At 34.4% G+C, this 23,716-nt stretch carries 22 protein-coding genes and 1 pseudogene; 20 read left to right on the forward strand and 3 right to left on the reverse strand.

What is annotated here, in order from left to right; genetic code table 11:
* Positions 1-7: 7 nt before the first annotated feature.
* Positions 8-1,768, reverse strand: coding sequence for a peptidoglycan D,D-transpeptidase FtsI family protein (locus M1D73_RS12390; RefSeq protein WP_000903357.1), 1,761 nt, complete (start codon positions 1,766-1,768; stop codon positions 8-10).
* A gap of 382 nt (positions 1,769-2,150) precedes the next feature.
* On the opposite strand from M1D73_RS12390, the gene M1D73_RS12395 reads away from it, so the two are divergent.
* The 7 genes from M1D73_RS12395 to M1D73_RS12425 all read left to right on the forward strand — a co-directional run bounded on the left by M1D73_RS12395 (position 2,151) and on the right by M1D73_RS12425 (position 9,608).
* Positions 2,151-4,283, forward strand: a complete 2,133-nt coding sequence (locus M1D73_RS12395) for a peptidoglycan D,D-transpeptidase FtsI family protein (protein WP_481158026.1) — start codon at positions 2,151-2,153, stop codon at positions 4,281-4,283.
* Between the two features lie 220 nt (positions 4,284-4,503).
* Positions 4,504-5,430 carry a class A beta-lactamase Bla1 gene (gene bla / locus M1D73_RS12400; protein WP_002164538.1) on the forward strand — a complete coding sequence of 309 codons (927 nt, stop codon included), beginning with the start codon at positions 4,504-4,506 and terminating at the stop codon, positions 5,428-5,430.
* 260 nt (positions 5,431-5,690) lie between these two features.
* Positions 5,691-6,533, forward strand: coding sequence for a metallophosphoesterase (locus M1D73_RS12405; protein ID WP_000727181.1), 843 nt, complete (start codon positions 5,691-5,693; stop codon positions 6,531-6,533).
* Positions 6,534-6,748: 215 nt separating this feature from the next.
* Positions 6,749-7,000: a hypothetical protein gene (locus M1D73_RS12410; protein ID WP_000548621.1), complete on the forward strand. Its 252-nt coding sequence runs from the start codon at positions 6,749-6,751 to the stop codon at positions 6,998-7,000.
* Positions 7,001-7,188: 188 nt separating this feature from the next.
* Entirely contained in the window at positions 7,189-7,914 is a 726-nt protein-coding gene (locus M1D73_RS12415; protein WP_001187059.1) for an ABC transporter ATP-binding protein, read from the forward strand.
* On the forward strand, positions 7,911-8,930 hold the full coding sequence (locus M1D73_RS12420; protein WP_001266722.1) for an ABC transporter permease: 1,020 nt from the start codon (positions 7,911-7,913) through the stop codon (positions 8,928-8,930). Before M1D73_RS12415 ends, M1D73_RS12420 begins: the two co-directional genes overlap by 4 nt.
* A 24-nt stretch (positions 8,931-8,954) precedes the next feature.
* Positions 8,955-9,608 (forward strand): TetR/AcrR family transcriptional regulator, encoded by a 654-nt coding sequence (locus tag M1D73_RS12425; RefSeq protein WP_001168184.1) that lies wholly within the window; start codon positions 8,955-8,957, stop codon positions 9,606-9,608.
* A 121-nt stretch (positions 9,609-9,729) separates the two neighbouring features.
* Here M1D73_RS12425 and M1D73_RS12430 read toward each other — a convergent pair whose 3' ends face one another.
* On the reverse strand, positions 9,730-10,029 hold the full coding sequence (locus M1D73_RS12430) for a WGxxGxxG family protein (RefSeq protein WP_000728157.1): 300 nt from the start codon (positions 10,027-10,029) through the stop codon (positions 9,730-9,732).
* A 233-nt stretch (positions 10,030-10,262) separates the two neighbouring features.
* On the opposite strand from M1D73_RS12430, the gene M1D73_RS12435 reads away from it, so the two are divergent.
* From M1D73_RS12435 to M1D73_RS12470, 8 genes are all read left to right on the forward strand, one after another.
* Complete coding sequence (locus tag M1D73_RS12435; RefSeq protein WP_001248640.1) at positions 10,263-11,231, forward strand: YbgA family protein; 969 nt, start codon at positions 10,263-10,265, stop codon at positions 11,229-11,231.
* A gap of 216 nt (positions 11,232-11,447) precedes the next feature.
* Complete coding sequence (locus tag M1D73_RS12440) at positions 11,448-12,593, forward strand: acyl-CoA dehydrogenase (RefSeq protein ID WP_121868528.1); 1,146 nt, start codon at positions 11,448-11,450, stop codon at positions 12,591-12,593.
* Positions 12,594-12,608: 15 nt separating this feature from the next.
* Entirely contained in the window at positions 12,609-13,946 is a 1,338-nt protein-coding gene (locus tag M1D73_RS12445; RefSeq protein ID WP_000486749.1) for an acetyl-CoA carboxylase biotin carboxylase subunit, read from the forward strand.
* Between the two features lie 26 nt (positions 13,947-13,972).
* Positions 13,973-14,188, forward strand: coding sequence for an acetyl-CoA carboxylase biotin carboxyl carrier protein subunit (locus M1D73_RS12450; protein ID WP_001987345.1), 216 nt, complete (start codon positions 13,973-13,975; stop codon positions 14,186-14,188).
* Between the two features lie 21 nt (positions 14,189-14,209).
* Entirely contained in the window at positions 14,210-15,121 is a 912-nt protein-coding gene (mvaB, locus tag M1D73_RS12455) for a hydroxymethylglutaryl-CoA lyase (RefSeq protein ID WP_000775436.1), read from the forward strand.
* A 4-nt stretch (positions 15,122-15,125) separates the two neighbouring features.
* A complete protein-coding gene (locus tag M1D73_RS12460; RefSeq protein ID WP_000939818.1) occupies positions 15,126-15,914 on the forward strand; it encodes an enoyl-CoA hydratase in 789 nt (262 codons plus the stop codon).
* A 2-nt stretch (positions 15,915-15,916) separates the two neighbouring features.
* Positions 15,917-17,458, forward strand: a complete 1,542-nt coding sequence (locus tag M1D73_RS12465) for an acyl-CoA carboxylase subunit beta (protein ID WP_000886744.1) — start codon at positions 15,917-15,919, stop codon at positions 17,456-17,458.
* Positions 17,459-17,507: 49 nt separating this feature from the next.
* Positions 17,508-19,448 carry an AMP-binding protein gene (locus M1D73_RS12470; protein ID WP_017673448.1) on the forward strand — a complete coding sequence of 647 codons (1,941 nt, stop codon included), beginning with the start codon at positions 17,508-17,510 and terminating at the stop codon, positions 19,446-19,448.
* A gap of 311 nt (positions 19,449-19,759) precedes the next feature.
* Here M1D73_RS12470 and M1D73_RS12475 read toward each other — a convergent pair whose 3' ends face one another.
* Positions 19,760-20,197: a hypothetical protein gene (locus tag M1D73_RS12475; RefSeq protein ID WP_170879447.1), complete on the reverse strand. Its 438-nt coding sequence runs from the start codon at positions 20,195-20,197 to the stop codon at positions 19,760-19,762.
* A gap of 563 nt (positions 20,198-20,760) precedes the next feature.
* On the opposite strand from M1D73_RS12475, the gene M1D73_RS12480 reads away from it, so the two are divergent.
* The 5 genes and pseudogenes from M1D73_RS12480 to M1D73_RS12500 all read left to right on the forward strand — a co-directional run.
* Positions 20,761-21,117, forward strand: coding sequence for a hypothetical protein (locus M1D73_RS12480; RefSeq protein WP_000535577.1), 357 nt, complete (start codon positions 20,761-20,763; stop codon positions 21,115-21,117).
* Positions 21,118-21,222: 105 nt separating this feature from the next.
* A complete protein-coding gene (locus M1D73_RS12485) occupies positions 21,223-21,756 on the forward strand; it encodes a GNAT family N-acetyltransferase (protein WP_000990082.1) in 534 nt (177 codons plus the stop codon).
* 45 nt (positions 21,757-21,801) lie between these two features.
* Complete coding sequence (locus tag M1D73_RS12490; protein ID WP_000513268.1) at positions 21,802-22,371, forward strand: nucleoside/nucleotide kinase family protein; 570 nt, start codon at positions 21,802-21,804, stop codon at positions 22,369-22,371.
* Positions 22,364-23,104 carry an alpha/beta fold hydrolase gene (locus tag M1D73_RS12495; RefSeq protein ID WP_121868530.1) on the forward strand — a complete coding sequence of 247 codons (741 nt, stop codon included), beginning with the start codon at positions 22,364-22,366 and terminating at the stop codon, positions 23,102-23,104. The genes M1D73_RS12490 and M1D73_RS12495 overlap by 8 nt, the downstream gene beginning before the upstream one ends.
* 2 nt (positions 23,105-23,106) lie before the next feature.
* Positions 23,107-23,369: pseudogene (locus M1D73_RS12500) on the forward strand (DinB family protein); the annotation flags it as partial.
* Positions 23,370-23,716 lie beyond the last annotated feature (347 nt).

Genomic DNA, 23,716 nt, shown 5'->3' on the forward strand with positions numbered 1-23,716 from the left:
GGAAGGTTCACTTTAATGAACCTTCCTCTTTGTTTTTATTCTCTTTTTGAAGAGTATTCCAGTACTCTAAAATTTCTGATGTAACGAGAGCGGCAATGTTTTTTTCGGAATTACTGCCAGGAATAACGACAGAAATAGCAATTTGTGGATCTTCAGTAGGAGCATATGCAATGAAAAGAGAATGATTTATCATTCTTTCTTGCTCATTTGGAAAACCTGTAATACCTGTTTTACCTGCGACGTCAAAGGGCAACTTTTTAATTTCCTCTATATTTTGACTCATTCCACCTTGCACGACACGCCAAAAGTTCATCGGGTAACGATTTGAACTTTCTAAAATGGTTTTAAACTTTTTGGTTTCCTTACCATCTTGACCAATAATCGCACTTACGATTTGAGGTTTATATTTATCACCTTTACTTGCCAATGTTGCTGCATATTGAGCGAGTTGAAGAGGAGTATGCACTTCATTTCCTCCCCAAGAGGCATTTAATAAAGCAGAAATCCCATTTTCAAATTTATTAGATGGATGGAATTCATATTGTCCGTCTTCTTCAAAGGGCAAATCAATCCCGGTTTTAGAACGTAGGCCGAATTGCATTAAATAATCTGTCCATATATGTGCCACTTTTTCTATATTTCCATTATTTTGGTTGAATAAGGGCAGAGCTACTTTTGCTGTCATAAATGTGTTAGATGAATTAATGATAGCCTGCCTCGGTGTAATCTCACCTGTTGGTGTTCCAGGTGCATTCGTAATGTTATTTTGATTATCATACTGAAAAGTACCTTTATCTAAATAAGTATCTTCGGGTTGAAAAAGTTTTTCGTTTAATCCAATTAAAATAGTAAGTGGTTTTATAGTAGAAGCCATATTTACATAAGATTCACCATACTTTAATTTTTGAATCGCTTTATTTTGCGAAAGAGATTTAATATTTTCTTTTCTAGAAGATACATGTGTATTTAATATATTTGGATCAAAAACTGTCGAGTTGACCATAGTTAAAATCGCGCCAGTTTTTGCATCGCTCACTACAGCATAACCAGCTTTAGCATCAGGTGTTTTCTTAATTTGCGATCTTAATGCTTCTTCTGCCTTTTGCTGCAACTCAGAGTCTAAAGCTAGCCGTACATCTTTTCCTTTTTGTACTTTTTGAATGTTCCATAAGAACTTTTTATTATTCAATTTAAAAATAAGAGTTTTACCTGGTTTTCCTTTTAAATCATTTTCATATTGCAGCTCAATCCCGCTTTTTCCAACAGCCATATGCTTTGAATTAAGGTCATTTTCTACATACCCAATTACTTGTGAACCAATTTCGTGTTTAGGATAATATCGAATCCATTCATCTTTAATTATTACATTATTGGGTTTGTTTTTGTTTATGAATGCAAGTTCATTCTCAGTTATATCAGAGTATAACGGTATATCATTCATAGTCTGCTTTTTACAAGATTGTTGTAATTGAGATTTTATGTTCTCTGTAGAAATATCATGTTGAAACTCGCTTGAAAATTGATTAAAAAAAGCTAATGTGCTTGATGTATCTTGTTTCGATAGCTTTTCATCATTAGAAGTGCAATATAGAGACTTAACTTTCTTATTTGTAGCTAGTATTGCACCATTTTGATCAAAAATCTTTCCTCTTTCAGCTGAAGAAGTTGCGATAGTAATTGAAATGAAGTTGATTTTTAATAAAATTAGTAAAATCAAACCTACAATAGAAAGAACCGCAAATAATCTCCATCTTTTTGTATGTAACATATAACCCTCCCTTATGTAGCCTACTTCATCTTATATTTAATTATTTTTTTTGTAAATGTGGAACAACTGTATTGTTTAGGTTGTCTATTAAGTATTACAGCATGAAGAAAGGAATAATTAGCATGAAAAATTACTAGCACGTCTATATGTAAGTTTAATAAGAGTCATTATACAGTTTAGCACTTCTAATGCAAGTGGCAAAAAATAGAGAGTAAACAAGAAGGGAGAGTTATTAATTCCATAGTTAAACGAAAAGGAATGGATGCTTACAAGGATTAAGCAAAAAAATGAGGCGATATTTATAACCGATTATCGGTATCTAATATATAAGGAATGCTTTTAGTATTTGTAGCAATTCCTGAAAGGATTAAATGGAGGATTTATGAAAGAACAAAAAGGCAAGAAGCAGAAGACATATATATCTATTCGATTAAATATAATGTTCCTTTGTATATTTGTACTATTCTCAGCTATTATTATGCAGCTAGGAAAGGTACAAATCGTTGAGGGAGAGGCTTATAAGAACCAAGTGGAAAGTAGTCAAAATGCAATAACTAGTATTCCAGTTCCACGTGGACAAATTTTAGATCGAGAAGGGAAAACAGTTGTTAATAATAAATCTCTTCGCACAATTACGTATACAAGGGTGAAGGGAATTACGAGTGAAGATATTTTAAAAACAGCAAAAGACTTGGCGAAAGTACTTGAAATGCCTGAACAAGATATAAATAAATTAACAGATATCGATAAAAAAGATTTTTGGATGCAGTTGAATTTGAAACGTGCGGAGACAAAGATTACTAAGAAAGATATAGAAAAGTTTAAAGAAAAGGGTATAGAGGGAAAAGAGTTAGATAAAAAAATAGAAGACTTAAGACGAGGTCGTGTTACAGAGGTAGAATTAGCAGAATTAACAGCACAAGATTTAAAGGTGTTAGCTATTAAAAGTAAAATGAGTTCAGGTTATCAACTAACACCACAAATTATTAAAAAAGATGTAACAGATGAAGAGTATGCGCGGATAAGTGAAAACCTTGCGAATTTTCCAGGAGTAGATGCAACTGTTGATTGGGAACGTAATTATATAAATGGTAATTTATTTCGTTCTGTATTAGGAAATATTACGAGTAGTGAAGAAGGATTACCGAAAGAAAATTTAGATTCTTATTTAGTACGTGGATATAACCGTAATGATCGTGTTGGAAAAAGTTATATTGAACAACGATATGAAGATGTATTACACGGCACAAAAGAAGAAGTGAAAAATATTACTGATAAATCAGGAAACATTGTTAGCACAGAAATAATCTCTAAAGGAAAAAGTGGTAATAGTTTAACATTAACGATTGATATGGAATTACAAAAGAAAGTGGAAGAAAGTATAGAGAAAAACTTGAGAGCTTTTAAGAGTTCAGAGCCACTGCTCGATCGAGCTTTTGTTGTCATGACGAATCCAAATAACGGACAAATTTTATCAATGGCAGGCAAAAAGATTGTAGAAAAAGAAGGAAGAATAGAGGTTGAGGATTTGGCATTAGGTAACATGACAACTTCGTATGAGCTAGGGTCAGCTGTAAAAGGTGCTACTTTATTAACTGGATATGAGACAGGGGCAATACATCCAGGAGATCAATTTTATGACGCGCCGATGAAATTTAAAGGTACACAAGCTAAGAAATCGTGGAATGTATCCGGATTTGGTAATATTAATGATTTACGGGCTTTACAAGTATCTTCGAATGTATACATGTTCCAAACAGCTTTAAAAATTGCGGGAGTTAATTACGTACCAAATGGCTCATTGGATATTAAACAAGGAGCATTTGATACGATGCGCTATTATTTCAAGCAATTTGGTTTAGGTGTCCCAACAGGTATTGATTTACCGAATGAAATAATTGGACAAACGAGAAAAGTAGATAGTCAACCTGGTTTTTTACTAGATTTTTCTATCGGTCAGTATGATACGTATACGCCGTTGCAATTAGCGCAATATATTTCAACGATTGCGAATGGTGGTTATAGAATGCAACCTCAAATTGTACAAGAAATACGAGAACAATCAATAAAAGAAGAGGTTGGCAAAGTTATACGTTCCATAGAGCCTGTCGTATTAAATCGAATTGATATGAAGAAAGAACATATTGATCGGATAAAAGAAGGGTTTAGATGGGTATTCCAAGAAGGTGATGGAACTGGCGTGAAATATTTCAAAAACGCGCCATATAAACCAGCAGGAAAGACAGGAACAGCCCAAACTGTATATGGTGGAGATGACCCGATTGGTAGAAATGCAAAAGGAGAACGTATGGAATGCTACAACTTAACGTTAGTTGGATATGCTCCATATGATAATCCAGAAGTAGCATTTTCCGTAGTAGTTCCATGGCTTCATGATGATAAAAATGGAATTAATTCTATAATTGGAAAGGAAGTATTAGATGTATACTTTGATTTAAAACAGCAACGTATACATGGTGAAGCTACTAGTACAGGTAGTTCTAAGCAAAATTAAGATACTTTTCTCAGGGAAGAGAACCTGTTTGTATAAAGCCATTTATAAGAAAAAATGAAATGTGAAATAAGAGATAGCGGCGATCATAGCTACTATCTCTTATTTTGTTAATAACTCTCATACTAGCTATAAAATTTTTTTCAGTTTATGGAACAAATTTGGTTCGGTGATTGTCTATTATGTGTACGTATAAAAAGGTACTAAAAATTTGGAAGGAATGATGATTTTGAAAAATAAGAGGATGCTAAAAATAGGAATATGCGTTGGTATATTAGGTTTAAGTATTACAAGCCTAGAAGCTTTTACAGGAGGGGCACTGCAAGTTGAAGCGAAAGAAAAGACTGGACAAGTGAAACATAAAAATCAGGCGACGCATAAAGAGTTCTCTCAACTTGAGAAAAAATTTGATGCTCGATTAGGTGTATATGCGATTGATACTGGTACAAATCAAACAATCTCTTATCGATCTAACGAAAGATTTGCCTTCGCATCAACCTACAAGGCTTTAGCAGCAGGAGTATTACTACAGCAAAACTCAATTGATTCATTAAATGAAGTAATCACATATACGAAAGAAGACTTAGTGGATTATTCACCTGTTACAGAGAAACATGTAGATACTGGAATGAAACTAGGAGAAATTGCTGAGGCAGCTGTTCGTTCAAGTGATAATACTGCAGGGAACATTTTATTTAATAAAATAGGAGGACCTAAAGGATATGAAAAAGCGCTTAGGCATATGGGGGATCGGATTACTATGTCTGATCGCTTTGAAACAGAATTAAACGAAGCTATTCCAGGAGACATTCGTGACACTAGTACAGCGAAAGCTATTGCTACGAATCTTAAAGCTTTTACGGTCGGAAATGCACTTCCTGCTGAAAAACGTAAAATTCTTACAGAGTGGATGAAAGGAAATGCTACAGGAGACAAACTTATTCGTGCAGGCGTACCAACTGACTGGGTAGTTGGAGATAAATCAGGTGCTGGCAGTTACGGGACAAGAAATGATATTGCTATCGTTTGGCCTCCAAATAGAGCACCAATTATCATCGCAATTTTATCTAGTAAAGATGAGAAAGAGGCAACTTATGATAATCAACTCATTGCAGAGGCAACTAAAGTTATAGTTAAGGCTCTTAGGTAATAGTATTTTAGTTTTCGCATTTTTAACATGAAAGTATTAAAAGTATAAAGTTAGAAAACGACTCTTTTCGTGTGATAAGAGTCGTTTTTGTATTCTTATTATTAAAAAGGTAAAAGTAAAAATATAACGAATATATATGACATATCTCATATGAAATTTCATGTACTGTATTATTTTATTAATTTAAATAAATTTCAAGAAAGTATAATATAATTCAGTTAGCATATAGAAGTGTTTGATGAGAATGTAAAGGAGAAAATATGAAAAAGAAGATTAATAGAATTGTAATGATTATTTGTATATTAGTAGGTTTTACAATCTTTTTATATTTACAGAACAATTTAATAAGTATAACTGAGATTAAAATAACCTCTAGTAAAATACCATCCTCTTTTAAAGGGTATAAAATTCTACAAATTTCAGACTTACACAATAAAAAATTTGGCGATAATCAAGATGTGTTAATTCAAAAAATGAAAAGTATAGACCCAGATATTATTGCAATTACGGGTGATTTAATTGACAGTAAATCATACGATGCAGAAGTTAGTATGCAATTAATACGAGAAATGGTAAAGAAGTATCCTGTATATTTTGTGACAGGAAACCATGAACAATGGTCTGGAAAGTATAACAGTTTAGAAAAAGAGTTGAAGAAATATGGTGTCAATGTTTTAAGGAATGAACATGTAGGCATTCGAAAGGGTGAGCAAGAGATAAACTTGCTAGGTATTGATGATCCAGAGTTTGGTACTGGAAACCGTGATGAAGGAAATATTATAATAGATGAAATTAAAAAAGCAAAAATTGAAATGCAGCCAGATAGATATAATGTATTATTATCCCACAGGCCTGAATTTATAAAGGAATATACGAATGAGCGGTTGGATTTGGTTTTATCGGGACATGCTCATGGAGGGCAAGTTAGATTGCCATTTATCGGAGGATTAGTTGCGCCAAATCAAGGTGTTTTACCTAAATATACAGCGGGTTTATATGTAGAACAAAATACATCAATGGTAGTGAGTAGAGGATTAGGAAATAGTATCATTCCGCAAAGGATTTTGAATAGGCCAGAAATTGTAGTCGTGCAGCTAAATTAAGCTGTACGATTTTTTTTATACAAAAATGAGTAAAGGGGCTTTCTGTATTTTGCAGGAGTAAACATTACAATTTTGTTAAAAATTTTCTACGTTACATAAAGTAACAAAATTTGACCCTCAGTGTTTGTTATAGTGTAAATAATCAAAAAACTTAAAATTTGTCGAGTGAAAATTGTGATAAGTAATTCATATAAAAAACTTAAAGGGGTGTACACATGCATAAAGAATATGAAATTGAAGAATACACGGCGATTGAGGAACAAATCCATTATTATTGTAAATGTTTATTAGTAAGTCATCCTGATCAAATAATAAAGTATTTAGAAAAAAGGTTAGAAAAATATGCAGAAACATTACAATATGCACATTTATATCCTGACACAGTTATTTTACCGTTACAGCAATTAGTTATCGAATATTCTTTAGACGTTGCTAGAATTCGGAAGTATATGAATTTAAAAACGTAAAGTGAAATTTATAGTTTAAATGAAACAGAGTCGACTTTAGGAAATGAAATTCTAATGTCGACTCTGTTTCATTGTTTAATATCGGTGATTGAACATACATACTAATCAACGAAGTTTGACATATAATTAAGCAAGAGTAAAATAAAAGTGAGTACTCACTCATTTTTATTGGAAAAGGAGGATGAAACGTGCAACAACCTTCAATTATTTTACAGACTGTATCAAAAAGTTTTGGAAAAAAAGAAGTGTTACACAATCTTTCATTGCAAGTTGAAAAAGCAGAGATTTTTGGTTTTGTTGGACCTTCTGGATCGGGGAAAACAACGCTCATTAAAATGATTGCAGGTATTAATGAGGCAACGAAAGGTGAAGTGCTTGTTAATAATACTAATATGCCTAATTTAAATGAGATGAAACGAATTGGTTATATGGCCCAGGCGGATGCATTATACGAAGAATTATCAGCATATGAAAATGCAGATTTTATAGCAACGATGTATGGACTAAAGGGAAAACGTAAAAAGACAAGAATTGCAGAGGTTTTTGAACTTGTACAATTGTCACAGTATATGAAAAAGCAAGTACAACAATTTTCAGGTGGAATGAAAAAACGCTTATCATTAGCAATAGCGCTCCTTCACGAACCAGAAATATTAATTTTAGATGAGCCTACAGTGGGGATAGATCCGCTTCTTAGAAAAACGATTTGGGAAAAATTTTATGATCTTAAAAAGAAAGGCACAACGATTATTGTAACGACGCACATTATGGATGAAGCTGAATTTTGTGAGCGTCTAGGGTTAATTAGAGAAGGGAAACTAGTTGCGGTTGGAACAACTGAAGAATTGAAAAAACGCGTGTCATCTGGACGGATTGAAGATGTCTTTTTGCTAGAAGAGGTGGTGCCATCATGAGAGTTACTGGTGTAATCATACGTATTATTCGTCAATTTTTTCGAGATAAGCGTTCGTTAGCAATGATGTTTGGAGCACCGATGTTATTACTTTGGCTTTTGTCACTAGTGTTTACACAGAAAGACTATATACCGCAAATTGCTGTTGTTGATATGCCCGCTCAAATAGTAAAAGTGATGAAAAATCAAGAAGCGTCAATTTATGAATACAGTAAAGAAAAGGCGATTTTTGAGTTGGAAAAACAAAAGGTAGATGCAGTATTTCGAATAGAGAATGGAAAAATGAAACTTCTGTTGGAAGGTAGTGATTCGTCAAAAAATCGTGCTGTACTTCAAGTATTGCAAAAAAGCACAGAGAAGAATGATGTATCGATTATGAAACCTGAAGTAAATTATTTACATGGCTCTAAAGACTTTACGATGTTTGATGGGCTTGGTCCTGTATTAATTGGTTTCTTTACATTTTTCTTTGTATTTATATTATCAGGTGTATCTTTCGTAAGAGAACGTTTAAGTGGTACGCTAGAAAGGTTATTATCCACCCCAGTAAGAAGATGGGAAATAGTCGCAGGTTATATTATTGGTTTTGGAATCTTTGCCTTTATACAATCCATTATTATCGTAAGTTTTTCCGTTTATATTTTAGATTTATACGTAGCTGGCTCCATATGGCTAACGTTACTTATTACATGTATGCTCTCTTTGACTGCACTAACATTAGGTACGTTTTTATCGGCATACGCAAATAATGAGTTTCAAATGATTCAATTTATACCGCTTGTTATTGTGCCACAAATCTTCTTTTCTGGATTGTTTCCAATGGAATCTATGAATAAGTGGCTACAAATGTTAGGGAAAGTATTTCCACTCACATACGGCGCTGACGCAATGAGACAAGTGATGATTCGGAATCAAGGGTTTACAGAGGTTGTATTAGATCTTACTGTATTATTACTTTTTTCACTATTATTTGCAGTAGGAAATGTATTTGCTTTAAAGAAACATCGCAAAATATAATAATGAAAAAAAGGAGCTTTATAAATGCAGAAGGATTGGCTGGAGGAATTAATAGCTGCAACTAATACGGATAAACGAAATGAACGTCAAATGCGAATATTAGAGGCGGCTGTTGATATGTTTGGAGAAAAAGGATACGCTTCAACTTCAACAAGTGAAATTGCAAAGCGTGCTGGTGTAGCGGAAGGAACCATCTTCCGCTACTATAAAACAAAAAAAGATTTATTACTAGCGGTCGTAATGCCAACTTTAACTAAGTTCGCTGCACCATTTTTCGTACAAACCTTTGCAAAAGAAATATTTAAATCGGATTATGAATCATACGAAGGACTTTTAAGGGTTGTAATTCATAATAGGTTTAAATTTGCTCAAAAACACTTTCCTATGATAAAAATATTAATTCAAGAGGTGCCATTCCAACCAGAACTGAAAAATGAAATACAGCAATTAGTAGAAACAGAACTGTTTTCACATTTCAAAAAGTTGATTGTGAAATTTCAAGAAGAAGGGGAAATTATTGAGATACCACCATCTTCCGTACTACGTCTTACTTTATCAGCTGTATTAGGTTTATTATTAACACGATTTTTATTATTGCCTGAAGAAAAATGGAATGATGAAGCGGAAATTGAAAATACGATTCAATTTATATTGTATGGATTAACTCCACGATTTTAATCGTTGAAGTGTGAATTACATACATTACTTTTAAGTAAAAATAAATCGCCTTTAAAAAGGCGATTTATTTTCATTATATATTTTTGATAAATAAGTACTTGTTTACTAAAAACATTCTAAATCAGCGTGTTTCTTTGTCTCTTCTTCTAAGACCTAATAATCCTGCTAGTCCTAATAAACCAAGCCAAGCCCAATTATTATTTTTATCACGATTATCATTTAAATCATTTGTTGTATTTACATTTCGAGTTCTTACATCATTATTAACTCTGTCTAAGTTATTGTCATTTACTCGAGTTGAAATATCAGTGTTATTAACTCTATTCATATTATTTCCATCGTATTCAGCTTGCGTAGATGTACCTAAAAACATAATAGATAGTGCTAAAACACTTAAGATAGATGATAATTTCTTTTTCATAACAATCCCTCCTTTCTTAATCATTAATTTCTCCGAAGCATGTGTGTATTATTCATTTCACAATATCTAAACCCTCATTAATAGGGCGCACATTTATAGAAAATAGAGTTGAATGATTGTTAATATATCATTGGATATATATTTCTCATAAAAATAACTGAATCAAACTTTGCTTAAAATGTTAATCTTAGTACAATTTATATTATACGGGCTAGCAATAAGGAGGTAATAAGATGCGACAATTTGCAAAACCTACAATCGTCGTAAGTAAGTGTTTAGAATTTGATGCTTGTCGTTATAATGGAGAGATGATTCCAGATGTAACAATACGAAATTTGCAGCCATTTGTTACATTTATACCTGTTTGTCCAGAAGTGGAGATTGGATTGGGGACTCCTCGTGAAACGATACGAATTGTAGAAGAAAATGGTGAGAATAGACTTGTGCAACCGTCGACACGAGAAGATGTAACTGAAAAAATGGAGCAGTTTTCAAATGACTTTTTACAAACGATACCGGATGTGGATGGTTTTATTTTAAAGAATCGTTCACCAAGTTGTGGTACGCGTGATGTGAAAATTTATTCTGGTTTTGAAAAAGCGCCAGCAAAAGGAAAAGGAGCTGGCTTATTCGGCGGAGCAGTAGTAAAAAATTTTTCGCATCTTCCTATTGAAGAGGAAGGTAGATTGTCGAATTTTATTATTAGAGAGCATTTCTTTACAAGGTTATTTACAATCGCATATTACAAAATGATTAAACACAATAAAAATATGAAAGAACTTGTATCGTTTCAGTCGGACAATAAATATTTATTTATGGCATATAATCAGGTGAAACAAAAGGAATTAGGTCGTATAATTGCAAATCAAAAAAATGAAAAGATTGAAGTGGTATTTGAAAACTATGAGAAGACTTTATATGAATTATTTATGCGTGCGCCCCGTTATACATCGAATGTAAATGTATGCGAGCACATTTTTGGATATTTTAAAACAAAGTTAAAAAAACAAGAAAAAGATCATTTTATAGAACTGTTACAAAAGTATGCAGAAAAGAAAATACCACTTAGTAGTTTACTTACAATATTAAAATCATGGGCTATTCGATTTGATGAAAAGTATTTATTAAGACAAACGTATTTCGAACCATACCCTGAAGCATTAGTAGAAATTTCTGATTCGGGAAAAGGTAGAGATTATTAAACAATAAATTACATAATTCGACACAAAATCTCCTATGTTGTTGTAGAACAATGTAGGAATTTTTTTGTGCATTAGTACAGAATCTGTTTTAAAATTAAGTTATGACAGAATTGTAGGAATTGTCTAACTAATATTCTTGTCTTTTAAGTTGTTATGTTTGTAGTAGAAACTCGCACGCTGTCGAAACTCAATATTCGATAAGGGGTGTGTAGCGGAATGGAATTTACTCTAACTCGCGAAAAACAAATGATTAAAGAAATGGTACGTGACTTTGCTGAAAAGGAAATCGCACCGAAAGCTGTATATTATGACAAAACTGCAGAGTTTCCATATGAAACATTTCAAAAAATGGGCGAACTAGGATTATTAGGCATCCCATTCCCAGAAGAGTATGGAGGTTCAGGTGGCGATACGGTATCGTATGCGTTAGCAGTTGAAGAAATTGGTCGCGCTTGTGGTGGCACCGGTTTAAGCTATGCTGCAACAATTTCATTAGGTGCTTCTCCAATTTATTATTTCGGTACAGAAGAACAAAAACAAAAGTATTTAGTTCCGATGGCGTCAGGTATAACATTAGGTGCCTTCGGATTAACGGAGCCGAATGCTGGATCAGATGCAGGTGGTACTCAAACGAAAGCGGTATTAGATGGTGATGAGTATGTAATCAGTGGTGAGAAGTGTTGGATTACAAACGCAGAGTATGCAAATACAATTATTGTAACCGCTGTCAACGGTATTGAAGAGAATGGTAGAAAACGTATTTCTGCATTTATCGTGCCTACTACGAGTGAAGGATTAACGATTTCAAGTCCTTACGATAAGATGGGTGTTCGCGCTTCTAATACTTGTGAAATCGTACTTGATGGCGTTCGTGTACCGAAAGAAAATATTCTTGGTGATGTAAATAAAGGCTTTAAACAATTTTTATATACACTTGATGGAGGGCGTATTTCAATCGCAGCATTGGCAGTTGGTATTGCGCAATCAGCCTTTGAACGTGCATTACAATATGCGAAAGAACGTCAACAATTTGGAAAGTCAATCTCTAATTTCCAAGCGATTCAATTTAAATTAGCTGATATGGCGACTGAAGTAGAGCTAGCACGCAATTTAGTACATAAAGCAGCTTGGTTAAAAGATAACGATAAACCTTTCGGCAAAGAAGCGGCAATGGCAAAACTATTTGCATCGGAAGCAGCAAGCCGTATTGCGAATCAAGCAGTACAGATTCATGGTGGATATGGTTATATGCGTGAATATGAAGTTGAACGACATATTCGTGATGCGAAACTATTAGAAATTGGTGAAGGAACTTCTGAAATTCAACGTCTCGTAATTGCTAGGCATTTAGGATGTAGATAAAAGGGAGGAATCACTATGTTTCAAAAAATATTAATTGCGAATCGCGGGGAAATCGCTGTTCGTATTATGAAAACTTGTCAAAAACTTGGCATTCGCACTGTTGCTATTTATTCTGAAGCAGATGAAAATGCCCTTCATGTGAAAATGGCAAATGAAGCTTACTTAGTAGGTGGACCGCGTGTTCAAGAAAGCTATTTAAACCTTGAAAAAATTATTGAAATAGCTAAGAAGACAAATGCAGAAGCCATTCATCCGGGTTATGGTTTATTATCAGAGAATCCGTCTTTTCCGGTTCGCTGCAAAGAAGAAGGAATCGTATTTATCGGTCCTTCAGAAGAAATCATTACGAAGATGGGAAGTAAAATTGAATCACGTATCGCAATGCAAGCAGCAGATGTCCCAGTAGTCCCAGGTATTACTACAAATATTGAAACTGCTGAAGAAGCAATTGAAATTGCAAAACAAATTGGTTATCCATTAATGCTTAAGGCATCCGCAGGCGGCGGAGGCATTGGTATGCAGTTGATGGAAACTGAGCAAACGCTCACCAAAGCGTTTGAAAGTAATAAAACAAGAGCGCAAAACTTCTTCGGTAACGGGGAAATGTATTTAGAGCGATATATAGCAGATGCGCATCATATTGAAATTCAGCTTTTAGCAGATACACATGGTAACACAGTGTATTTATGGGAGCGTGAATGTTCGGTACAGCGCCGAAATCAAAAAGTAATCGAAGAAGCACCTTCACCATTTTTAGATGAAGGTACACGAAAGGCGATGGGAGAAGTTGCTGTACAAGCTGCCAAAGCACTTGGCTATACAAATGCAGGTACAGTTGAGTTTCTTGTAGATAATCAGAAAAATTTCTATTTCTTAGAAATGAATACGAGATTACAAGTGGAGCATCCAGTGACAGAAGAAATTACGGGATTAGACCTTGTAGAACAGCAACTCCTTATCGCAAGTGGAGAGAAACTATCATTTACTCAGGATGATGTAAAACGTAGTGGTCATGCCATTGAAGCTCGTATTTATGCAGAGGATCCGAAAACATTCTTCCCGTCACCTGGGAAAATTACAGATTTAACATTACCGTCAAATGTACGAATTGATCACTTCTTAGAAAATCATGTAACGATTACACCTTTCTATGATCCAATGATTGCGAAAGTCATTGCACATGGCGAGACTCGTGAAGAAGCAATTTCGAAATTACATGATGCTCTAGAAGAATTAAAAGTAGAAGGTATTAAAACGAACACGCCAATGCTACTGCAAGTTTTGGAAGACGAAGTGTTCAAAGCGGGTATTTATACAACGGGTTTTGTAACGAAACAACTCGTTAAAAAATAAGATCTAACAATATTAAGGGGGAAAAAATGATGACGAAAGTATACGCATCGATGGCAGGAAACGTTTGGAAGATTGTTGTAGGAGTAGGAGATACAGTAGAGGAAGAGCAGGATGTCGTCATTTTAGAATCTATGAAAATGGAAATTCCAATCATTTCAGAAGAAGCCGGCACAGTTATGAAAATTAATGTGCAAGAAGGCGATTTTGTAAATGAAGGAGATGTATTATTAGAAATTGAATAGGGAGATATAGGGGGAAGCGAATTGAAACTACCTAATTTTGCTGTCATTAAAGAAGTAGGACCACGTGATGGTTTACAAAATGAAAAAAAGATTGTTGGCACAAAAGATAAAGTAAAATGGATTCAACTACTTACAGAAGCAGGATTGTCGTATGTTGAAGTTTCCTCATTCGTTCACCCAAAATGGGTCCCAGCATTAGCGGATGCAAATGATGTGTTTTCTGAGCTGAAAAGGGATCCAAATGTTACATATGCTGCGCTTGTTCCGAACCAAAATGGTTTGGAACGAGCTTTTTTGCAAAATGTAGATGAGGTGAATGTTTTTTTATCAGCAAGTGAATCTCATAATAAAAGTAATATTAATAAATCGATTAAAGAAGCGTTAGTTGTAATCGAAGATATAACAAAACAGGCATTATTCGAAGGGAAAAAGGTAAGAGGCTATGTTTCTACTGTATTTGGATGTCCTTATGAAGGGGATATAAGTGTCACAGCAGTTGACGAATTATGTAATCAACTATTTTCATACGGCATTTATGAAGTTTCTCTTGGGGATACAATCGGTGTAGCGAATCCATTACAAGTAGAACAAGTATTAGAACATCTATTAAAGAAGTATGATGCTTCGCAGTTTGCCATGCATTTTCATAATACGTATGGAATGGCTCTAGCAAATGTAGTTAAATCATTAGAATACGGTATTACAACATTTGATAGTTCTTGTGGTGGACTCGGGGGCTGCCCTTATGCACCAGGAGCATCAGGTAATGTTGCTACTGATGACCTAGTACATATGCTCCATAAATTAGGAGTTCAAACGAATATAGACGAAGAAAAGTTATTGCGAGCTAGTCAATTTATTCAAAGTAAGCTAAATATCCAATTACCGAGTCATGTGTATAGAGCGCTTCAACATAAAACGATAAGTAGGTGAGAAGATGCTACAATTACAAAACATTTCAGTTGATTATGTAACACCTCACGTTGTAAAGATTTCGTTATATCGTGAAAGACAAGCAAACTCATTATCTTTAGCGTTATTAGAAGAGTTACAAAACATATTAACTCAAATAAGTGAAGAGTCCAATACGCGTGTAGTTATTCTAACAGGTGCTGGTGAAAAAGCATTTTGTGCTGGTGCTGATTTAAAAGAACGTGCTGGTATGAATGAGGAACAAGTTCGCCATGCTGTTAGTATGATTCGCACGACTATGGAGATGGTTGAACAATTACCACAGCCAGTTATTGCTGCTATAAATGGAATCGCACTTGGTGGTGGTACGGAATTAAGTTTAGCTTGTGATTTTAGAATTGCTGCTGAATCTGCCAGTCTTGGTCTTACTGAAACGACACTTGCAATTATACCAGGAGCGGGTGGTACACAGCGCTTACCGAGATTAATTGGTGTTGGTAGAGCGAAAGAATTAATTTATACAGGTAGACGTATTTCAGCGCAAGAAGCAAAAGAATATGGTTTAGTAGAATTTGTTGTACCAGCTAATTTACTTGAAGAGAAAGCGATTGAAATAGCAGAGAAAATTGCTAGTAATGGACCTATTGCTGTTCGATTAGCAAAAGAGGCAATTTCAAATGGTATTCAAGTTGATTTACATACCGGATTACAAATGGAAAAACAAGCGTATGAAGGGGTAATCCATACGAAAGATAGATTAGAAGGATTACAAGCATTCAAGGAAAAACGCACACCAACGTATAAGGGGGAGTAAATATGTTAGATCAAAAACAACAATCTAATTCATTTGAAGAACGAGTTGAAACGATTAAACAAGGCGGCGCACCAAAGTATCATGAACAAAATAAAGCAAAAGGAAAATTATTTGTTCGAGATCGTTTAGCGCTTCTATTTGATAATGGCGAATATGTAGAAGATGCATTATTTGCTAACTGTGAACAAACAGGCTTACCTGCGGACGGCGTTGTAACGGCAACGGGTAAAATACATGGTCGTACTGCATGTGTAATGGCCAATGATTCTACTGTAAAAGCTGGATCATGGGGATCACGCACAGTTGAAAAGATTTTACGTATTCAAGAAACAGCTGAAAAACTACGTGTTCCGTTATTTTATTTAGTCGACTCTGCTGGAGCGCGCATTACAGATCAAGTAGAAATGTTCCCAGGGCGCCGTGGTGCAGGAAGAATCTTCTATAATCAAGTGAAATTATCAGGTAAAGTTCCTCAAGTATGCTTATTATTTGGACCTTCTGCAGCTGGTGGTGCCTATATTCCAGCCTTTTGCGACGTTGTAATGATGGTAGAAGGAAATGCATCTATGTATTTAGGATCTCCTCGTATGGCTGAGATGGTTATCGGTGAGAAGGTAACTTTAGAAGAGATGGGCGGAGCTCGTATGCATTGCTCTGTATCAGGATGCGGAGATGTTTTATGCAAGACAGAAGAAGATGCGATTACACAAGCAAGACAATACATTTCATATTTTCCAAATAACTACTTAGAAAAGACTCCATTGGTTACACCTCAAGAACCGAAACAATTCGATAAAACGTTAGAACAAATCATTCCAGAAAATCAAAATGCTCCTTTCAATATGAAAGATCTCATTAATAGAGTTATTGATGAAGGTTCCTTCTATGAAGTGAAAAAATTATTTGCTCAAGAGCTAATTACAGGCTTAGCACGTATTGATGGTAAGCCTGTTGGTATTATTGCAAATCAGCCGCGTATGAAGGGCGGCGTATTATTCCATGATTCAGCTGATAAAGCTGCTAAGTTTATTAATTTATGTGATGCATATCATATTCCATTATTATTCCTTGCGGATGTACCAGGATTTATGATTGGAACAAAAGTAGAGCGTGCTGGTATTATTCGCCATGGTGCAAAAATGATTTCTGCAATGAGTGAAGCAACTGTACCGAAGATTTCTATCGTTGTTCGTAAAGCATATGGTGCTGGTTTATATGCGATGGCAGGTCCAGCATTTGAACCAGATTGTTGCCTGGCATTACCGACAGCCTCTATTGCGGTAATGGGTCCAGAAGCTGCGGTTAATGCTGTATATGCAAATAAAATTGCAGCTTTACCAGAAGAAGAGCGTGCTAGCTTCATTGCTGAAAAACGTGAAGAGTATAAGAAAGATATTGATATTTATCATTTAGCATCAGAGATGGTGATTGATGGTATTGTTCATCCAAACAATTTACGTGAAGAATTAAAAGGACGTTTCGAAATGTATATGAGTAAATATCAAGTATTCACGGATCGTAAACATCCTGTATATCCAGTTTAAAAGCCCTATTTAGGGCTTTCTTGCTCAAAAAGTTAAGGAGGGGAAAACATTGAAACAAGCAGTTTGGTTTCCAACAGAAGAGTACAAGGAAAAAACACGTTTATATGGTTGGATGAAATCATTGGGATATGAAGATTATGAAACTTTTTATAATAAATCTATCGAGGAAACAGCTTGGTTTTGGGGAGAGGCAGAAAAGGCAGTAGGCTATCAATGGATGAAACCTTATACAGACGTGTTAGATTTAGAAAATGGTACACCGTTTGCACAGTGGTATAATGGCGGAACATGTAACGTTGTAGAATCAGCTTTATCCCGCTGGCTTGCGGATGAAGAGACGAGAATACAGCCAGCACTTCAGTACGAAGGGGAAAATGGAACTTCAAAATCATTTACATATGAAGAGCTTGACAACTGGGTAAGTCGTGTTGCAAATGGTTTGAAACACGCGGGTATTGAGAAAGGTGACCGTGTAACAATTTATATGCCGATGATTCCAGAAACAGTTGTTGCGATGCTAGCTGTAATGAAAATCGGAGCAATTATTTCACCAATATTCTCAGGCTTTGCGTCTGATGCAGTCATGACACGTGTGCAAGCGGCAGGTTCAAAAATGATTATTACCGCAGATGGATTTTCACGCCGCGGTAAAATTGTTTCTTTAAAAGATGAAGTAGATAAAGCTTGTGAGTATTGCCCAACTGTTGAAAAAGTTGTTATCGTTCGTCATGCAGGAAATGATTTTACACCACATAACTATGATTTTTCGTGGAGTACGCTAGAAAAAGAAAAACCATTCATACATGCCGAGGAAATGCAAAGTGATGATCCATTAATGCTCATTTATACATCAGGAACGACTGGTAAGCCGAAAGGAACAGTACACACGCATGCAGGATTTCCTTTGAAAGCAGCTTTTGATGCAGGATTTGGAATGAATATTAAACAAGGTGATCGTGTATTATGGGTAACTGATATGGGCTGGATGATGGGGCCGTTTCTATTATTCGGTTCACTCATTAATGGAGCAACGATGGTTATGTACGAAGGTGTTCCAGACTTCCCAGAAGCAGACCGGTTATGGGAGACAGTTGATAAATATGAGATTACTCATCTAGGTATTTCGCCAACGTTAATCCGAGCATTGATGGCAAAAGGTGATGAGTATGTCAATAAACATTCTTTAAAGAGTTTGGAAGTATTCGCATCAACAGGAGAACCTTGGAATCCTGATCCATGGATGTGGCTGTTTGAAACAGTTGGAAAAGGAAATGTCCCAATCTGTAACTACTCAGGTGGAACTGAAATCTCTGGTGGGATTTTCGGTAATGTTCTTATTAAGCCAATAGCACCGATTAGTTTTAACGCATCTTTACCAGGAATGGCAGCTGTCGTACTGGATGATCAAGGTAAACCAATTCGAGATGAAGTCGGAGAATTATGCTTAGAGAAACCTTGGGTAGGTATGACGAAAAGCTTCTGGGAAGATGATGAACGTTACGTAAACACATATTGGTCGCGTTTTGAAAATAAATGGGTCCACGGTGACTGGGTCATTTACGATGGTGAACAATATATCATCACAGGGCGTTCAGACGATACGTTAAATATTGCAGGTAAACGTATTGGACCTGCTGAATATGAATCTATTCTTGTGAAACATAACGATGTAATCGAAGCTGCTGCAATTGGTGTACCTGACGAAGTAAAAGGTGAAGTTTGTCATTGTTTTGTAGTGTTAAGAGATCATGTAACATTCACAGGAGAATTAAAGAAAGAATTAATGAGTTTAGTAAACTCTCATATTGGAAAAGCGTTGTGTCCTAAAGACATCCACGTTGTAGAAGATTTACCGAAAACACGTAATTCTAAAGTAATGCGCCGTGTTATTAAAGCAGCTTACTTAGGAAAAGAATTAGGTGATTTATCATCGCTTGTAAATCCTGAAGTAGTTCCGTTTATTCAGGGGTTACAGTCTAGTAAATTATAAAGTTAGAAAGGATCTCTATATAAATAGAGATCCTTTTTTTTATGTTTATAAAAAGAAAAGAAGTGAATTTGATGAAGAAGAAAAATTTTACTATTAGTGTTAAGTATGTTTTTTAGTTTTAATCAAAATACGATATTATGGAATGTCTATTCAATGTAGAAATACTAATTTACAACAACAAGGTGATGACAAAGCGTGACTGCTTATATGTCTGTTTAAACCTTTACGTGTTAATATATAAAAAGCTGACTATAAGCAGTCAGCTTTTTATATATTACATTCTAGTATTTGCCGGGCAGTAATGCCCCCATCTAAAAATTCAGCAAAAGCAAGGAAGTAGGTGAGGGATCAACTTTCCGGAAAAGCCCGATTGGTTCCAAAAGACATATTCTTTCCTTTACGTTGACATTAAAAATATTACCAATTTTTTCTTTTACAATGGCAACAAATAAAGAAACATTTACAACGACACTTATTTCGTTTAGAACTCCAATCATCATCACGATGACACTTTTCTTTAGATTTCCACCAATCATCATTACAATGTTTTTCCTGAGAACTCCAATCGTCATCACAATGACACTTTTCTTTAGATTTCCACCAATCATCATTACAATGCTTTTTCTGAGAACTCCAATTATCATCACAATGATGCTTTTCTTTAGATTTCCACCAATCATCACAACAATGCTTTTTCTGAGAACTCCAGCAATCATTTTTCCAGGACATTTATTTCTACCTCCTTTCAATAGTGTTCATATTATTCTATGTTTTAATAAAAAAATGGCTTGTTTATTAACCTACTATTTTATCTTTATATGATAGAGTGTCTTCTACTCGATATAGAATTCATACAAACTATGCTAATTTTTAAGAGAAAGTGGAGAGAACTACTACTAGTTATGGTATTTTTCAATAAACACTTGTTGAAGAAAATGTTCTGATTACAAATAATATCTTATTTTCGAGTACGCTTTTTAAATGTATATTTCACAATGAAAAATGGGAAATCCACAAATAAAGTCTATGTATATGTGAGTTAATGGGGAAATCTAGTGTGTTTTTAAGGGGCGTCTTATTTAAAAGAAAAAAGGTTTGTTTTAGAAAGTGGTGTCTAAACATTAAATGGAGTAGGACTAAATTCACGGCCGCTCATTAAAAAGCTTTTAATTAGGAGAAGCCTGTTTTTATAATGAATAATGAAAAGAAAGTTTGGTACAATTGTTTGTTTTTTTCTTTTTATGTGTTTGCCTCGTACCCTTTTAAGCTAGTGGACATACTTTACTAATAGAAAGGATTAGGGGGTGAGGTATTGGGTTCTCGATTTAATAATTGTAAAAAGAAGTGTACATGTAAACAAGATGATTGTTGGGAAGTATTCGAAGAGTGTAAAAAAGAACAGCATGAGAAATGTGATAATTCTTGTGTACAAGGAATTAGAGATGAACTTAAGAAATTAATTAATCGAACAGTTCAAATTAATACAGAGGGACGTACTTATGTAGGTACTGTTTCGTCTGTAAGTTGTGATGTAGTTAGGCTTGCGGCTATTCCTGGATCGGTTGGAGTAATTATTTCCATTTGCAAAATTGAAGCAATTTTCCCACCGGTTACAACGGTTACTGCTGACTTTGATTTTAATGGTATTGATGTAGCAAACAAAGCATAATTATGCTGCTTTTTTGTAAAGCCATTCACATGAATGGCTTTATTTTAATTTTATATAAAAGGAGAATATATTCTTTATATAGAAATAAGTTTGAGGTTATAAAGTATGATGTACGAAAGGAGCAAGGAAGTGATTAAACTAGAAAGTTTTAAGAAATCTGATTTTAAACAATTAATAAATTGGATTAATTCCGAAGAATTTCTAATACAATGGTCAGGAAATGCATTCACATTCCCTTTAGACGAACAGCAATTAGAGAAGTATATAGAAAGTGCAAATACACTCGCTTTCAAAGTGGTAGATGAAGAGACTTCAGACGTTATTGGTCATATTTCGCTTGGGCAAATAGATAATATTAATAAGTCCGCTAGAATTGGAAAAGTATTAGTTGGTAATACGAAGATGAGAGGACGTTCTATAGGAAAACATATGATGAAAGCAGTACTTCATATTGCTTTTGACGAATTAAAACTACATAGAGTAACTCTTGGTGTGTATGATTTTAATACATCGGCCATTTCATGTTACGAAAAAATAGGGTTTGTAAAAGAAGGCTTATTAAGAGAGTCAAAAAGAGTAGGAGAAACGTATTGGAATTTATGGGAAATGAGTATGTTAGAATATGAATGGAAGAAGTAGCAACAATAGTAATTTATAATTATATTATGTTAACAAAGGGGCTTGGTGGGTATAGTGGATAATAAAACAAAAATAATTTCAATTGCAGCTGTTTCGGGGGGAGGTAAAACTACAATTACAGAAAGATTAAAGCATAAGTTTAAAAACTCAAAAGCTCTATATTTTGATAGTTATACATTTGATAACTCTCCTGCTGATATTTGTAAATGGATTGATGATGGGGCGAATTACGACGAGTGGGTATTAACACCATTAATTCATGATATTGAGCAACTTATACAAAATAATACCTTAGACTATATTATTGTAGATTATCCTTTTGCATACTTAAATAGTGAGATGCGAAAATTCATTGATGTAACTATATTTATTGATACGCCTTTAGATATTGCGATGGCTAGAAGGATTTTGCGAGATTTTAAGGAAGGTACAATAGATGAAATACATAATGATTTGGAACATTACATGACATATGCGAGAAAAGCTTATTTAGAGGCAATTCATACTGTTAAGCCGAATTCAGATATCATATTGGATGGTTCTTTATCTGTAAGTGAAATAATTAATCACGCTGTAGAGGAACTTGGCCGAAGAGAAGTGATTGTCAATGGTTAAATGTATAGAGGAATATATACAAGTTGCTGATTTTAAAATGTATACGAAAATATTCCAAGGAAAGAAGCAGCAGCCTGTTATTATATTGGAATCAGGCTATGGTGATTATTCGAAGGCATGGAATCAAACTGCTGAAGAACTGACGGAATATGGTACGGTACTTACATACGATCGGGCTGGATTAGGCAAAAGCGGGAAGAGTTCCAAGAAACGTATTAGTTCTGAAATGGTAAAAGATTTGAGAACATGCTTAAATCTTTTACAACTGAAGCCACCTTATATTTTTGTAGGACATTCTTTTGGTGGTATAAATGCACGTTTATTTACTGATTTTTATCCTGAAGATATGTTGGGAATAGTTTTGGTTGATTCGACACCAGAAAATTATAAAGAAGCATTTTTGCCAATCATGTCTCCAGAATTTCAAGAAGCTTACTATAAACAATTTGTACATGAAAGTTCTTATGAAGAGTTTATGTTTAGTCTGGGTGAAGCAGATAAATATTGTCAGTCGACGAGAGATATTCCACTCGTCGTGTTAGCTGCTGGTAAAAAAGCTTTTTATTCGCAAGATGCACAAATAAAATGGTTACAATTGCAAGAAGAATTATTAAGATTATCAAACAGAAATAAACTAATAATTGCAGAACAAAGTGGTCATTATATTCAAAAAGATGAACCACATTATATAACAGATGCTGTTAGGTGGATAATTGAAGTAAGGGAGAGATAAATGTGTACACTTTATTTCAATATAATTGGCAAGTAAGAGATGATTGGTTTAAGTGGTGTGAACAACTTTGAGAGGAAGATTTATTTTGCAAACTGGGGGTATGTTAGAAACATGATTTCATATTGTAGATGTAGAGTATAGTTGGATTAGTGCTCTTCAAGGAGAAGAAGATAGCGAACCGCAATTTAAAGATTATCAATCGATTCAAAAAGTGAAAGCGTTATCTGATTTATATAAACGAGAACTTGAAGTTTTTTTTGCAGTCATGATCATCTAGCCTAGAATGCTAGCACACTTAAAATAAGCCGTATAAAAAGTTAATCATTGGTGCTTTGATTATATAACGTCTGCGAAATAAATAGTGTGAAGGACAGCTATTCTAACAAGTATTTTATGTAACGTTTGTATATTTAAATTTTTTTGTAATTAATCGAATTCTAATTTTTTAGAAACGGATAATGAGGTATGGGTGGTGCTCTTTTTATTGAATAAAATGAGTTTATTTTTCGGAATTTCCTTACAATATAAAAATTAAAATTTTATTTGTTGTTAAGAAAATATATGAGGAAAATAAAAAAAGAGGGCTAATGCCCTCTTTTTCTTTTAATTTGG

The sequence above is a fragment of the Bacillus sp. PK3-067 genome (assembly GCF_056738645.1).

Bases quoted from the DNA above. Each gene is read 5' to 3' on its own strand.
- M1D73_RS12440 (WP_121868528.1), top strand. From the start codon at position 11,448: ATGGAATTTACTCTAACTCGCGAAAAACAAATGATTAAAGAAATGGTA.
- M1D73_RS12395 (WP_481158026.1), top strand. From the start codon at position 2,151: ATGAAAGAACAAAAAGGCAAGAAGCAGAAGACATATATATCTATTCGA.
- M1D73_RS12405 (WP_000727181.1), top strand. From the start codon at position 5,691: ATGAAAAAGAAGATTAATAGAATTGTAATGATTATTTGTATATTAGTA.
- M1D73_RS12410 (WP_000548621.1), top strand. From the start codon at position 6,749: ATGCATAAAGAATATGAAATTGAAGAATACACGGCGATTGAGGAACAA.
- M1D73_RS12425 (WP_001168184.1), top strand. From the start codon at position 8,955: ATGCAGAAGGATTGGCTGGAGGAATTAATAGCTGCAACTAATACGGAT.
- M1D73_RS12435 (WP_001248640.1), top strand. From the start codon at position 10,263: ATGCGACAATTTGCAAAACCTACAATCGTCGTAAGTAAGTGTTTAGAA.
- M1D73_RS12390 (WP_000903357.1), bottom strand. From the start codon at position 1,768: ATGTTACATACAAAAAGATGGAGATTATTTGCGGTTCTTTCTATTGTA.
- M1D73_RS12465 (WP_000886744.1), top strand. From the start codon at position 15,917: ATGTTAGATCAAAAACAACAATCTAATTCATTTGAAGAACGAGTTGAA.
- bla (WP_002164538.1), top strand. From the start codon at position 4,504: ATGATTTTGAAAAATAAGAGGATGCTAAAAATAGGAATATGCGTTGGT.
- M1D73_RS12485 (WP_000990082.1), top strand. From the start codon at position 21,223: ATGATGTACGAAAGGAGCAAGGAAGTGATTAAACTAGAAAGTTTTAAG.
- M1D73_RS12445 (WP_000486749.1), top strand. From the start codon at position 12,609: ATGTTTCAAAAAATATTAATTGCGAATCGCGGGGAAATCGCTGTTCGT.
- M1D73_RS12495 (WP_121868530.1), top strand. From the start codon at position 22,364: ATGGTTAAATGTATAGAGGAATATATACAAGTTGCTGATTTTAAAATG.
- M1D73_RS12430 (WP_000728157.1), bottom strand. From the start codon at position 10,029: ATGAAAAAGAAATTATCATCTATCTTAAGTGTTTTAGCACTATCTATT.
- M1D73_RS12420 (WP_001266722.1), top strand. From the start codon at position 7,911: ATGAGAGTTACTGGTGTAATCATACGTATTATTCGTCAATTTTTTCGA.
- M1D73_RS12450 (WP_001987345.1), top strand. From the start codon at position 13,973: ATGATGACGAAAGTATACGCATCGATGGCAGGAAACGTTTGGAAGATT.
- M1D73_RS12460 (WP_000939818.1), top strand. From the start codon at position 15,126: ATGCTACAATTACAAAACATTTCAGTTGATTATGTAACACCTCACGTT.